The organism is Pseudomonas extremorientalis (assembly GCF_024584605.1).
Classification (GTDB): domain Bacteria; phylum Pseudomonadota; class Gammaproteobacteria; order Pseudomonadales; family Pseudomonadaceae; genus Aquipseudomonas; species Aquipseudomonas extremorientalis.
The window spans coordinates 1184012-1197212 of the sequence record NZ_CP089519.1; the positions used below are offsets into that span (position 1 = coordinate 1184012).

General features: G+C 60.2%; 9 protein-coding genes. 2 read left to right on the top strand and 7 right to left on the bottom strand.

Going from position 1 to position 13201, the window contains the following annotated elements:
• Positions 1-8: 8 nt before the first annotated feature.
• The 7 genes from algG to yaaA form a co-directional block, all read right to left on the bottom strand.
• The gene (algG, locus tag LUU92_RS05160; protein ID WP_222541018.1) at positions 9-1577 is read right to left on the bottom strand and encodes a mannuronan 5-epimerase AlgG; all 1569 of its coding nucleotides are present in this window, start codon (positions 1575-1577) and stop codon (positions 9-11) included.
• Positions 1577-3064: an alginate export family protein gene (locus tag LUU92_RS05165; protein ID WP_071488567.1), complete on the bottom strand. Its 1488-nt coding sequence runs from the start codon at positions 3062-3064 to the stop codon at positions 1577-1579. Before LUU92_RS05165 ends, algG begins: the two co-directional genes overlap by 1 nt.
• Positions 3061-4455, bottom strand: coding sequence for an alginate biosynthesis TPR repeat lipoprotein AlgK (gene algK / locus LUU92_RS05170; protein WP_071488568.1), 1395 nt, complete (start codon positions 4453-4455; stop codon positions 3061-3063). Before algK ends, LUU92_RS05165 begins: the two co-directional genes overlap by 4 nt.
• A 2-nt stretch (positions 4456-4457) precedes the next feature.
• Complete coding sequence (locus LUU92_RS05175; protein ID WP_071488569.1) at positions 4458-5624, bottom strand: alginate biosynthesis protein Alg44; 1167 nt, start codon at positions 5622-5624, stop codon at positions 4458-4460.
• Between the two features lie 38 nt (positions 5625-5662).
• Entirely contained in the window at positions 5663-7144 is a 1482-nt protein-coding gene (alg8, locus tag LUU92_RS05180; RefSeq protein ID WP_162276396.1) for a mannuronan synthase, read from the bottom strand.
• Between the two features lie 83 nt (positions 7145-7227).
• Positions 7228-8544, bottom strand: a complete 1317-nt coding sequence (locus LUU92_RS05185) for a nucleotide sugar dehydrogenase (protein WP_071488570.1) — start codon at positions 8542-8544, stop codon at positions 7228-7230.
• 888 nt (positions 8545-9432) lie between these two features.
• A complete protein-coding gene (gene yaaA, locus LUU92_RS05190; protein WP_257103253.1) occupies positions 9433-10212 on the bottom strand; it encodes a peroxide stress protein YaaA in 780 nt (259 codons plus the stop codon).
• 119 nt (positions 10213-10331) lie between these two features.
• Here yaaA and LUU92_RS05195 point away from each other — a divergent pair, with 119 nt between their 5' ends.
• Both LUU92_RS05195 and LUU92_RS05200 read left to right on the top strand, forming a co-directional pair.
• Positions 10332-11456 (top strand): polysaccharide deacetylase family protein, encoded by a 1125-nt coding sequence (locus LUU92_RS05195; RefSeq protein ID WP_071488572.1) that lies wholly within the window; start codon positions 10332-10334, stop codon positions 11454-11456.
• Positions 11457-11795: 339 nt separating this feature from the next.
• The gene (locus tag LUU92_RS05200) at positions 11796-13190 is read left to right on the top strand and encodes a PhoH family protein (RefSeq protein WP_071488573.1); all 1395 of its coding nucleotides are present in this window, start codon (positions 11796-11798) and stop codon (positions 13188-13190) included.
• Positions 13191-13201 lie beyond the last annotated feature (11 nt).

Here is a 13201-nt window from a genome sequence, read left to right on the forward strand (position 1 = left end):
GGTCATCCTCAGTCCTGCATTTCGGTCTGGCGTTCGACAGGGTCGATCAGCACGGCTTTCTGCTGGCGCACCAGCAGGTCGAGAATCTCTTCCTGGCGATCGCCAAGCACGCCGGAGAAGCTGATGCCGCTGGATTTGGTCGGTGCCAGCATCGATACGCGGTACAGCTCGATACTCAACGGCGAGTCGATGGACAGCGGCCCGCTGCCGTTACCCGCCAGTTCACCGCCCACCACGATCAGCGAGACTTTGGCGTCGAACGGGTCGAGGGCGATGTCGCGGTCGGTGTCGGTCAAATCCTTGATGTGGCCGTACACACCGGTCAGGCCGTTGGCCATCGCGGTGTTTTCGTAGAGCTTGATGTTCACGCTGTTGCGCACGCGGATGCCGTGGCGGCGGTTGCTGATCACCTTGTTGCCCCACAGCAGGTTGTCGCCGCTCTCATAGAGGGTGATGCCGTCGGTGTGGTTGCGGTAGATCTCGTTGTCGGCGATCAGGTTGTTCACGCTGTTACGGTCGATTACCAGGCCCGAGAGCTTGTTGTCGTAGCTGCGGTTGTTGAAGATGAAGCTGTCGTTCACTTCACGGGAAATGATGATGCCGTGCTTCTTCTTGGTGCCGTAGACGGTGTTGTCCGCGATGATCAGGCCGTGGGAACGGTCGTGGGGGTCAATGCCGTAGACGATGTTGTCTTTGTAGGTATTACCCTTGATCACAAAGCCCGTGGTCTCGTAGCAGTAGAAGCCGTACCACATGTCCGAGAACTCGGAATCGATGATCCAGCCGGTCGGCTCGGGACGCTTGAGCACCTTGGCCATGTTCGGCGTGTACTGGGAAATACTCACCCCGTACGACTTACTGTTGGCGTAGCCGAAACTGGCCATCTTGGTGTTGGAAATGTAGGTTTCGGTACCGCCCCAGGCCAGCAGGAACGGGCGGAATTCCTTGGGCGACTTGAACAGCGCCGGGCCGTTGGCCTTTTCGCTCCAGCCGGTGACCTTGGTGTCCTGCACAAACAGCTGGCCGTCGTTGATCAGGAACGAACCGCCTTCCTGGGACAGGCGCAGCTCCTGGGTCTTCTTGTCGATTTCCAGGATGCCCTTGCGCCCGACCACGATCGGCAACTTGGCCAGGAACACACCCGGCGAGGTCTCGCTCAGGTACTGCTTGGGCACCTTGCCCAGCAGGTCCTTGAGGTTCATGTAGCCGTCGTCGACAAAGATCGCCTGGGGAATACCGTGCTGGCGCACCACCCATTCGGCCATCTTGTTGTCACCGCCGATGAAGTCCTTGAGCGCGTCTTCCTGCATCATGCGGCGGATGCTGATCTTGCCCGGTTTGGTCCTTACGATCTTTTTTTCCATCGCCGCGGCGGTGTAGCCCGACAGGTCCGGCAGGGTCGGCTTGGCCATTTCCAGCGGCGCGGTAGGCGGGCTGGAAATGGTGTAGGTCTTGGCCTGCTGCAGTTCCTTGGCGATGGTCGGCGCCTTGGCCGCCGTGTCGGCAAACGCAGTGGCACTGGCCAACAGCATTGCCGCGACGAGTAGGCTTTGAGCATTCATTGGGCGGGCTCCCATCAGAATTTCCAGATCACGTCGACAAACGCGCGATGCATGTACGAGTCGACGTTGCTGCCATAGGCATCGCCCGGTTTGAATACGCCGGCACGGAAACGCACCAGCGCTGACGGCTCATCGATCGACTGGCTGAGCGCAGCCGGCAACAGGCCGGTCTTGAAGTACTTGGTGACCACCAGGTCCATCTCCTGGCCCAGGTCTTTCTTGCCATCTTCAAGGGGCAGGGAAGTACTGGACAGGATCGCGCCGGTGACGTCGTCGGTGTTGTTCTGCACCGCATCGATACCGTTGCTGCCCACCGGCTTGTTGCCGTCGACACGCCAGAACTTGTGGTACACCAGGCTGGCGTCGTAGTCCTCGCGCAGCTGCCAGGAACCGAACAGACTCATGGCCTGCATGTTGTTCATTTCGCCACGGAAGGCTTCACCGAAGCGGTGCACGCGGGACTGGGTGCCGGTCCAGTTCGAACGGTTGCTTTGCAGGCCGTTCTGCTCGTACTCGGCGCTGGCGCGGGAGTAGGCCGCGCCCACTTGCCACTGCGGGTCAAGGCGCAGGCGGATACCCAGGTCGGTGGCCCAGCCATTCACGTCATCGCTGCGCTTGGCCTGGTCGGGACGGCTGCCGTCGGCTTTCAACGCGTTGACGGTGTCGCGGTCGCCCTGCATGCCGGTGATGCTGGCCCAGTAGTTGACGGTGTTGGTATTGCGCCAGTTGTAGGCGTCGCTGTTGGCTTCGATGCCGAGCCAGGTCAGGTCGCCGTTTTCGCGCTTGTCCAACGAGTCGGTGGGTACGCCCGGTTCCGGGTAGTCCAGCTTGCCGTTGTCATGGGTGTGGTGACCGCGCAGGCCGATCCACTGACCGGGCGTCCACTGGTAGGCGGCGTCGGCGTAGAGGTGCTGACGGTCCTTGTCCTTGGGCGACAGTTCCTTGAGGTCGGTGCGGTATTCGCTGAAACGTTCGGCGACGCCGACATTGGCCTTGAGCAGGGTCGTGTCGAAAGTCCAGTTCAGCGCTTCGATGTTGGTGTCGCGCCATTGGCCGTCGTCATTGCGCAGGCGTTGGCGACCCAGCTTGAGGATCTCGCCAGGGTAGGGCGTGAAGCCGCTGTAGCCGACCCAGAACTCGCGCATGGCCAGGTAGTTTTTCTTGGCCTTGCGGTCGTTGTTGGTGGTTTGCTGGTTCGCGTCATCGGCCGACTGTTGCAGCGTGTCGGTCTCGATGATGTCGCTGGACGCCACCGCCTGGCCCATGGCATAGGCGCTCCACGCGCCGCTTTCGCCGTAGATCCACGGGCGCAGGTCAAGGCCGATACCGTTGACGTCGCCGCCTTTTTGCGTGCCGAGGTCGCGGTCATCTTCGGACTGCGCGGTGGCTTTGACTTCCAGGCCGAAGTTCTTGGCTTCGGTCAGCGCGGCCAGGGTCGGGCACGACCACAGCAGGGCGAAGGTCAGGCCGATGCCGGCCTTGACGAATGGGTTGAGCTTCATAGGGATTCCTCGCCGTCGTCTTCTTCATCCAGGGCGTGCAGTTGCAACGTGCTCTGGGCCAGGGTGCCGCGGGCGGCCAGTTCCTGTTGCACCAGGCGTTGGCCCTGGGCGCGTTGTTCAGGCGTCAAGGGCGCTTCAAGCTGGGCCGCCAGGTCATTGGCTTCCGGGGTGTCCTGGGCTTTGGCCAACTGGCTGAAGACATAGGCGTTCAATGGGTCGGGCTTGGTGCCCTTGCCTTGGGAAAACAACTGGGCGATGGCGAAGTCGGCGCTGTTCTGGCCGTTGCGCGCAGCGGTCAGCAAGTGGTCGAGGGCTTTTTGCGGGTAGACCTTGCCCAGGTAGCCACGGCGATAGATCTGGCCGAGGTAGTAATCGGCGGCCACTTCCTTGCCCACGGCTTTTTCGAAGTGCGCTTCGGCTGCCTTGGCATCCGCCGGCACCCACTTGCCTTCGTAGTAGAGCTTGCCCAGCAACAGTTCGGCGCGCGGCTGGTCGGCGGCGCGGCCGTTGTCCAGGTACTTCATCATCTGGTCGACGTCACCGAGTTCCGGGAAGTCATAGAGCAGTTGCGCCAGGCTGACCCAGGAAGCCGGGTAGCCAGGGGCGATTTTTTCCAGCAGGGCCTGGGCGGTTTTTTCGTCCGGCTGGCCGAGGGTGGCGTCACCCAGCACACGCGCCACGCTGTCGACACGCTGTGCGGTAACGGTGCCACGGCTGTAACCGGCTTCCATTTGCTTGAGCAGTTCGGCCTGTTTTTCCGGCTCGGCTTTTTTCTGGTAGACCGTGGCCAGTTCGACGTAGCAAATGTCGGTGGTGTTCAGCGCGGCTTTGCAGATGCGCTCCACGTCATCCAAGTGCTGGTCGTAGGTGTCCTGGGTGCGATACAGCAGCACCTGGGCCAGGCCGGCTTCCGGGTAACCGGCGGCCTGCCATTGGCTGATCTGCCGCTGGGCATTCACGTTCGGGAAGCTGTGCGGGTATTGCAGGTACAGCATCGCCAGCGGAATCAGGGTGTTGCCTTCGCCATTGGCAAAGGCTTTTTTCAGCAGGCCTTCGGCTTCATGGTGTTCGGCCTCGGTGCTGCCGGGCTTGGCCACCAGCAGGCGACCCAGGCGCGCCTGGGCGCGGGGCGAGGTGTCCGCTGCCGCACGGTAGGTGGCTTCGGCCTGTTTGATTTGCGCCGGATCGCGAGTGCCTACCTGGATGTCAGCCAGGCCCACCTGGGCCTCGCTGTAGCCCAGGTCCGCCAGTTGCTGGTAATTCTGCTGCGCGGTGACGGTGTCGCCACGCTTGAGCGCTTCATTGGCCAGGCGTTGGTCGGGCAGGCCGGCGCAACCGGCGAGGGCGATGGCCAGCGCCAGGGGTACCGGCAGGTTTCGAAGGGCGCTCATGATTAAAGACCCGCAGCCATGGCTTTATCGATCAGCCAGTTCAGCGATGGGCCACGGTCGCTGGTGACTTCCACCGGGCGACCGGCGTAGGTGCTGTCCAGCGGTGCGTCCGGCTTGATCTGCACGCGGATGTCGGAGGACAGGTCGGCGCTGTTCAGGCTGGTGCTGCTGACGATGGTGCCGGTGCGGATCTGCTCCTCGTCGGCCACTTGGAAGCTCACCGGGGTACCTGGACGCACATCGGCGAACTGGCGATAGGTGAAGCGTGCTTCCACGTTGGCCTGGCTGCCGCGTGGGACCAGTTGGAAGATCACGTCGCCCTTGCTGGCGTACTGACCGTCAGCCACCAGTTGCTGCGCCACCACGCAATCGCACGGCGAAGTCAGGGTGCCGGTCATTTGCTTGCCGAACAGCTCTTCAACCTTGGCCGGTTGCAGTTGGTCTTCGTCCAGGTGGCCCTTGAGCACGTCGAGCATGCTGGTGCTGAAGGTCGCCAGTGGCGCGCCTTTGGCGGCGACCGCGTCACCCTTGAGCAGGCTCTGCACGGTGCCGTCGCGTGGCATGGTCACGTTCATGCCGGGCACGCTCACCAGGCCGGCCTGGGCGTGGCTGACGAAGTACATGCCGTACACCGACTTGAAGACGAAACCGAAAGCCGCCAGGCCGACGATGAAGATACCCGCGCTGAACACCACGGCGCGCAGGCGGCCGGCGGCGCTCATGTTGCTGCCGCTGTCCTTGACCTTGCGTGCCTTGGTGAAGTTGTCACGTTGCAGGGTCGCCAGCACGTCGCCCATGGTCACGATGTCACCGGACAGGTGCGAGGTGATCAGATGGCGCAGGGTGGAAATATCCTGGGCGTCGAGGTTCTGGAACTGGCAACCGGTGCGGCCGGTCTGGCGGTCGTAGGAGCGGATCTGCAGTTCCACGTCCATGGCCAGGCCAAGGTTATCGATGACGAATTGCAGGCGGCCCTTGTGCACTTCGCCGACGGTCAACGGCTGGGTAGCGGTGAACGCCAGGCCGCCGGCGGACAGGTCGATCACCCGTGCTTCGGTCTGGGTGCGGTCGGTGTTGAAGAAGCGCAGCTTGGCCGGGATTTTTACGCGGGCATGTTGGCGCTGGGCTTCGGATTCGTGGACAACATTGGCATTTACTTGGCTGTTCATCAGGGCAATTTCCTAGAGTTAATTCAGGCTTGGCAGGGTCAGACCATCATCAGCAACACGGCAACGAAGATGCTGCCGGCGGAGAAGGTCATGGTCCGAGACGACCAGGTGTTGAACCAACGTTGAAAGCTGGCCAAATCGCGGGTCAGTTTGGTGTCCTGGCGGGTCCAGGACTGTTGATCGAGGCGGAAGAACACGTAGATCTTCACCAGCGCGCCCATGATCTGGTTGTAATAGAGAATCACCGGGTACGCGGGGCCGATCTTGTGGCCGGAGCACGACAGCAGCAGGGTGAGAATCAGGCGAGTGATGCCGATCCACAGCAGGTACGCGAGGATGAAGGCGCCGCCGTATTTGAAGGTGGCGATGATCGCCACGGTCAGGCCGAGCAGGGACGTCCACATCGACACGCGCTGGTCGAACAGCACGATGCTGGTGAACAGGCCCAGCCGACGCACACCCAGGCCCAGGGCACGGGAATTCTGGCGCAGGTTATTGCCGTACCAGCGGAACATCAGCTTGCGGCTGGCCTTGATGAAGCTCTTTTCCGGCGGGTGTTCCACGGTGTTGATCGCGGCGTCCGGCACGTAGAAGGTGTCGTAGCCCAGGCGCATCAGGCTGAACCAGCTGGACTTGTCGTCGCCGGTGAGGAACTTGAAGCGGCCCAGGCGCCAGTGTTGCAGCGAGTCGCTTTCCACGTCGGCGATAAAGCCCGGGTCGGTGACCACGCTGGCACGGAACACTGACATGCGGCCGGTCATGGTCAGCACGCGTTTGGACAGGGCCATGGAGCACATGTTGATGTGACGCTGGGCGAAACGCAGCTTGTGCCACTCGCTCATGATGTAGCCGCCGCGCACTTCGCAGAACTCGTTGGTGGTCAGGCCGCCGACGTTGCCGAACAGTTGGAACCACGGCACGGTCTTGCGAACCACGCCCTCGGCGAGCACGGTGTCGCCATCGATCACGGCAACCACGGCACGGTCGTCCGGCAGGTGGCGGGAGATGGCGCGGAAACCGAAAGCCAAGCCGTCGCGTTTGCCGGTGCCGGCGATGCGCACGAAGTCGAGCTTCACGTGTTCCGGTGGATTCATGCGTTCCCACAGGCTCTTCACCAGCAGCTCATCGGACATTTCCACCAGCGAGCAGACCACGGTGGTGGGGAAGCCACATTCGATGGCTTCACGGATCACCGAGCTGTAGACCTGCGCGGTGGTCAGCGCGTCGATACGGAAACTGGTGACCATCAGGAACACATGGGACGGGTCGGCGGCCTTGCCCAGCTTGCGCACTTTGCGGCGCAGGTGCGGGTAGACCACGTACAGGAACAGCATGCCGCGAAAGAAATGCGTAGCACCCATCGAGTAGCGCCAGATGCCGACGGCGCCAATCAGGAAAATAAAATTCTTCGACTCGGAGTCGAACGTACTCGCCGGCAAGAGCAGGGCGAGTCCCATCAGCAGGCTCAAAAAGAACAGCCAGCCGGCGGATTGGAGCAGTACGTGTTTTAACTTGGACATAAGCGTCATCCGAAGGTGAAGAAGGCTCCCGGCTGCAAGCGCTGGGGATAGGTACGCTTGCAGCCCGGAACTTGCCGTTGCTGTTACCAGCAAATGCCTTCGGTACGGCCTGTGGCACAGGTGGCCTTGGACATGAAGCCCACCAGGTCGATCACTTGCTTGCCGTGTGGTGCGTTCTGCGCCAGGGCACGGAACTTCTCATCACGGTTGCCCAGGATGATCACGTCGGAGTTGTTGATCACATCGTCGAAGTCCGAGTTGAGCAGGGACGACACGTGCGGGATCTTGCCTTCGATGTAGTCCTTGTTTGCACCGTGGACACGGGCGTACTCGACGTTGCTGTCGTAGATGCTCAGGTCGAAGCCCTTGCCGATCAGCATTTCGGCCAGTTCAACCAGCGGGCTTTCGCGCAGGTCGTCTGTGCCGGCCTTGAAGCTCAGGCCCAGCAGGGCGACTTTGCGTTTGTCGTGGCTGGAGACGATGTCGAAGGCGTTCTGTACCTGGGACTCGTTGCTGCGCATCAGCGAGTTGAGCAGCGGCGCTTCCACGTCCAGGGAGCTGGCGCGGTAGGTCAGGGCACGCACGTCTTTGGGCAGGCACGAACCACCGAAGGCGAAGCCTGGGCGCATGTAGTACTGGGACAGGTTGAGGGTCTTGTCCTGGCATACCACTTCCATCACTTCGCGACCGTCGACGCCGACGGCCTTGGCGATGTTGCCGATTTCGTTGGCGAACGTCACTTTGGTGGCGTGCCATACGTTGCAGGTGTACTTGATCATTTCGGCAACGGCGATGTCCTTGCGGATGATCGGTGCGTCGAGTTCTTCGTACAGCGACTGCAGGACATCGCCGGAGGCTTTGTCGAACTCGCCGATGACCGTCATCGGTGGCTGGTCGTAGTCGGCGATGGCGGTGGATTCACGCAGGAATTCCGGGTTGACCGCGACACCGAAGTCGACGCCGGCTTTTTTGCCGGAGCAGTCTTCGAGGATCGGGATCACCACGTTGGCCACGGTGCCCGGCAGTACGGTGCTGCGCACGACCACGGTGTGGCGGGTGGTTTTGTCACGCAGGACAAAACCGATCTCGCGGCACACGGCTTCGATGTAATCGAGCTCCAGGTCGCCGTTTTTCTTGCTCGGCGTGCCGACGCAAATCATCGACAGGTCGGTATCGCGGATGGCGTCGGCGAAGTTGGTCGTGCCGCGCAGTCGGCCGGTTTCGATACCCTGGCTCAACAGCTCGCCCAGACCGGGCTCAACGATGGGCGATTTGCCTGCATTGATCAGGTCAATCTTATCCTTGGAGATGTCTACGCCGACCACTTCGTGGCCACGGGCAGACAGGCAACCGGCACAGACTGCGCCAACGTAACCGAGACCAAATATGCTGATGCGCATCGCATTTACCTCTTTGTCTTCAAGACTGTGTTAATCATGCCAATTAATGGCGGAGTTCATGTTTGCAAGCGTCACTGATGCCGCGAAAGTTAGGCGAATAGACGCCAACTTACCGCGTACAGGCATGTTAATTAGCGAGTGACTAACAATTGCACTCAAGTTGTGCGCAACTTGGCCTTGTTATTGGGGCTTGCCCTGAAATGCAGCCGGCCTTTCTGGGGAAAGGTGCCGACGCCAGTGCCACAAGATCCTGATGGGGGCTTTAAGCCCTTATTTATCAACATCTTGGGTGTCTTCACTGACACATTTGGGTAAGCGCTGCCTTGGCCTATAGGGGATAGCAATTAATCCTTATCGCCGCCCTCAACTCATATCAGTTGATGATATGACCCGTGAGTCAAAGTTGATGGGGCAACTTTGCTACTTCCTTGGGTCGTCATGTAAGTCATCTCTTACAGAAGCAGAGAATTTCGTTACCGGTGGTATGAGCCGTGCGTTTAGACGAAGTTCCGGGCCGCTCATCCTGTTTCCTGAAATTTCTTGAAATATTAGGAAAGATGGCACTGGTAGTATATTGATAGCACTTGCTATTTGAGCCAGTAGTTATAGGGAGTTGGCGCGCTGGGATAGTTTTGTGCCACTAGTGTTTGAAAAAAGTGGTGCCACTACGAAAAAAATCGACGAATGTCGAGTGAAAGAATTGTTAGAGATGCGTCGGGATATTTTTTGACGTCAAAAAAATGACGATTCGCGAATTAAAATGCGGTTAAAAATGTGGGAGGGGACTTGCCCCCGAAGACGGTGGGTCAGCTAAAGATAAGCTGGCTGATCCATCGCCATCGGGGGCAAGCCCCCTCCCACATTTGTTCATCAGTGTTCTCGGGAGCTTTATTCTGGTGCGTGATCGCGCAAAAACACCAGGTTATCCGGCTTGGACTGCTCGGCGTTGAAGCGATAGCCCTGCACATCAAACTGCTTGAGCTTCGCCGGGTCGTTGATGCGTTCCTCGATCACAAAGCGGCTCATCATCCCCCGGGCTTTTTTGGCGTAGAAGCTGATGATCTTGTACTGGCCGTTCTTCAGGTCCTTGAACTCGGTGTTGATGATCCGCGCCTTCAAGGCCGTACGCTTGACCGCCGAGAAGTATTCGTTGGAGGCCAGGTTTAGCAGCACGTCGTCGCCTTGTTCGGCCAGCGCTTGGTTGAGCCACTCACTGATACGCGTGCCCCAGAAGGCGTACAGGTCCTTGCCACGGGCATTGGGCAGCTTGGTGCCCATTTCCAGGCGGTACGGCATCATCAGGTCCAGGGGGCGCAGCAGGCCATACAGGCCCGAGAGCATGCGCAGGTGGTCCTGGGCGTAGCTGAAGTCGGCATCGCTGAAGGTCTCGGCGTTCAGGCCGGTGTACACATCGCCCTTGAAGGCCAGTAGCGCCTGCTTGGCATTTTCCTGAGTGAATGCCGGGGTCCAGCTGCCGAAGCGGGCGGCATTGAGGCCGCCGATCTTGTCGGATACGTGCATCAATTCGCTGATTTGCGCCGGGCTGAGGGTGCGCAGTTGCTCGATCAGCTCCTGGGAGTGGTCCAGGTACTGCGGCTGGGTAAAGCGCTGGGTCGCCGGCGCGGTCTCGAAATCGAGGGTCTTGGCGGGGGAAATCACCATCAGCATGAAGTCGTCTCCTTTAAACGTGAGGCGATTCTAGGGGCTGGGGCGTTTTGACTCCACCTATGATGGCGATAGGCGTGATCCGCTATGATGGCCGGTGACTCTGGAGAGGGAGACCCTGTGTGCGAATAGCGCTTTTATTGTCGGCATGCCTGCTATGCCTGAATGCCCAGGCGGCGCCCGTGGATGTGGCCAGCCTGGACCGTGGCTCCTGGCCCGAAAAACTCGGCAGCCCGGCGCTGTTCGACGTGGCGTCACGCGCCGAAATCCTGATGTTCGCCCACAGCCTCCTGGCCAGCGAGAACCAGGACGAAACCGCGCTCAAGCAGCGCCTGGGCCTGAAGATCATCAACCTGGCCGCCATCGACGACCTGCGCCGCCAGCTCTGGCAGCGCCTGCTGGAGAACTACACCTTCGCCCAGCAGAGCTGCGAGGAAGACGCCTCGTTCTGCTATCTGGTGGAGAACATGGACGACCTGCGCGAGCAGGCCGGCAAGTTCGAGGTGAGCGAAGACTCCTTCTATATAGGCTGGGCCGCTCCGAGCCATACCTTCCATGAGCGCTACCTGGATGAATTGCTGCGCAAGGCCGCGCTGTTTCCGCAGATCAGCAGCGAAGTCGCACGTTTCGGCGACCATGAGCGCAATGGCGACGAGTTCAACGACCGCCTGTTCCTGCTGACGTTCGACGGCGGCCCTGCGCCGGTCAGCGGCAATACCGACTGGCTCGCCGACTATTTGCGCAAGCAGAAGATGAGCGCGACCTTCTTCACCCTTGGCAGCAGCCTGCAGGCCCGTGTCGAGCGCAGTTCGGTTGCCGATGTGCAGGCGCTGTACCAGGGCCAGTGCGTCGGCACCCAGGGCTGGCAGTACCGTTCCCACAGCCATTGGGTGGACTGGCAGAGCTCGATTACCCGCAGCGCTTCGCTGGCACAAAACCTGATGCCGGAAAACTACGTGCCGCTGTTCCGTCCGCCCTATGGCCAGCGCCGCGCGGACAGCCAGGGGTTCTTTCAAGCCCAGGGCTTGCAGGTGGCGTTGTGGGACATCGATTCCCAGGATGAACCGGGCAAGCTCAAGGCCGATGAGTCGGCGCAACGGGTGCTGACCTTGATGCTGTTGTGGCGCAAGGGCGTGATTGTGTTCCACGACACCCAGGACAAGGCACGGGTCGCTTTGCCCATGCTGTTGCAGGCGACGGCGCAGAGTGGTCTGGGTTGGCAGGACTGCCGGGAGGCGTTTCGCTGAAGTGCCCGGAACTGTTGGGTTTTGGGCGACTTCGGGGTAATTTTGTGCGACATTTCGATGCAGGCGGACTTCCGACTTTAGCGGGGTAAGTGGCACTCGGCTAGTGCTATTCGTCATCCTGAAAAATAAACTTCAAAAAAGCGTCAAAGTGCTTTTTCCTGTCACACGTTTTGCGGTATTACGAAGTCAGATCGCCGAAACCTGCAACACAGGTGGCGTCTTCCAAGACTCCTCATGTGGGCACTGCGCTTGACGTCACTCAGGTGCAGTCGGTGGTCGAATCGAGGCGCAGCACCGCCCAGGTATTGCGTCGACTGGCTCCCACAAAGGTGACCGAGTATGGATGATCATGGACGTAACCCTTCTTCCGACCAGCCAATCCTTTATGTGCTTGATACCAACGTATTGATCCACGATCCAAACGCACTGCTCAACTTCGAAGAACACCACGTCGCCATCCCGATGATCGTGCTTGAGGAGCTCGATAAACTCAAAAGCGGGCACCACAGCGTGGCCGCCGAATGCCGCCAGGCCATCCGCCTGATCGACAAGACATTGGGCGAAGCTTCGCCAGAAGATGTCGAAGTCGGCGTGCCGATCCAGCGTGGCAAAAGCGGACCCAAGGGCTTGCTGTCGATTCTGATGAGCAAGCGCAGCGAGCCCAACAGCCTGCTGCCGGAAAACCTGAACGACAACAAGATCATCAACCAATTGATCGACCTGCACGCCCGTGACAAGGACCTGCGCGTAGTGCTGGTGACCAAAGACATCAATATGCGCCTCAAGGCCCGAGCGTGTGGGATCGCGGCCGAGGACTACAGTACCGACCAACTGGTCGACGACGTGTCGATGCTGTCCCGTGGTTATCACATGATTACCGGCTCGTTCTGGGACCGCGTCAGCAAGGTCGAAACCCGTCAGGACCATGGCCGTACCTGGCACCAGGTGCAGCTGATCGAAAACCTGCCGGCCGTACATATCAATGAGTTCATCGTCGACGAACAGGGCTTCGTGGGCTGGATCAAAGAGATCCAGGTCGACAAGTTGCTGATCCTCGACCTGCATCAGGAACCCCTGTTGCACCAGGAGGCCTGGGGCCTGAAACCGCGTGATATCTACCAGAGCCTGGCGCTGTACGCGCTGCTCGATCCTGACATCCACCTGGTCAACCTGACCGGCGCCGCAGGCTCGGGGAAAACCATCCTCGCCCTGGCTGCCGCCATCGAACAGACCATGGTGACCAAACGCTATCGCCGCATCATCGCCACCCGCAGCGTGCAGGGCCTGGACCAGGAAATCGGTTTCCTGCCCGGTACCGAAGCGGAAAAAATGGAGCCGTGGCTGGGGGCGATCACCGACAACCTCGAGGCCTTGCACATGGATGATGAAAACACCCATGGCAGTGTCGACTACATCCTCAGCAAAGTGCCGTTGCAGTTCAAATCCCTCAACTACATCCGAGGTCGCAGCTTCCAGCAGAGCCTGATCCTGATCGATGAATGCCAGAACCTCACGCCGCACCAGATGAAAACCATCATCACCCGTGCCGGCGCTGGTTCCAAAGTGGTGTGCCTGGGCAACCTGGCACAGATCGACACTCCTTACCTGTCCGCGACCAGCTCCGGGCTGACGTACCTGACTGAACGCTTCAAAGACTTCCCGAACGGCGTGCACATTGCGCTGCAGGGTGTTCCACGTTCGATCCTGGCCGAATACGCCGAATCCCATCTCTGACCGTCAGCACC

Bases quoted from the DNA above. Each gene is read 5' to 3' on its own strand.
- algG (WP_222541018.1), bottom strand. From the start codon at position 1,577: ATGGGAGCCCGCCCAATGAATGCTCAAAGCCTACTCGTCGCGGCAATG.
- LUU92_RS05185 (WP_071488570.1), bottom strand. From the start codon at position 8,544: ATGCGCATCAGCATATTTGGTCTCGGTTACGTTGGCGCAGTCTGTGCC.
- yaaA (WP_257103253.1), bottom strand. From the start codon at position 10,212: ATGCTGATGGTGATTTCCCCCGCCAAGACCCTCGATTTCGAGACCGCG.
- alg8 (WP_162276396.1), bottom strand. From the start codon at position 7,144: ATGTCCAAGTTAAAACACGTACTGCTCCAATCCGCCGGCTGGCTGTTC.
- LUU92_RS05200 (WP_071488573.1), top strand. From the start codon at position 11,796: ATGGATGATCATGGACGTAACCCTTCTTCCGACCAGCCAATCCTTTAT.
- LUU92_RS05165 (WP_071488567.1), bottom strand. From the start codon at position 3,064: ATGAAGCTCAACCCATTCGTCAAGGCCGGCATCGGCCTGACCTTCGCC.
- LUU92_RS05175 (WP_071488569.1), bottom strand. From the start codon at position 5,624: ATGAACAGCCAAGTAAATGCCAATGTTGTCCACGAATCCGAAGCCCAG.
- algK (WP_071488568.1), bottom strand. From the start codon at position 4,455: ATGAGCGCCCTTCGAAACCTGCCGGTACCCCTGGCGCTGGCCATCGCC.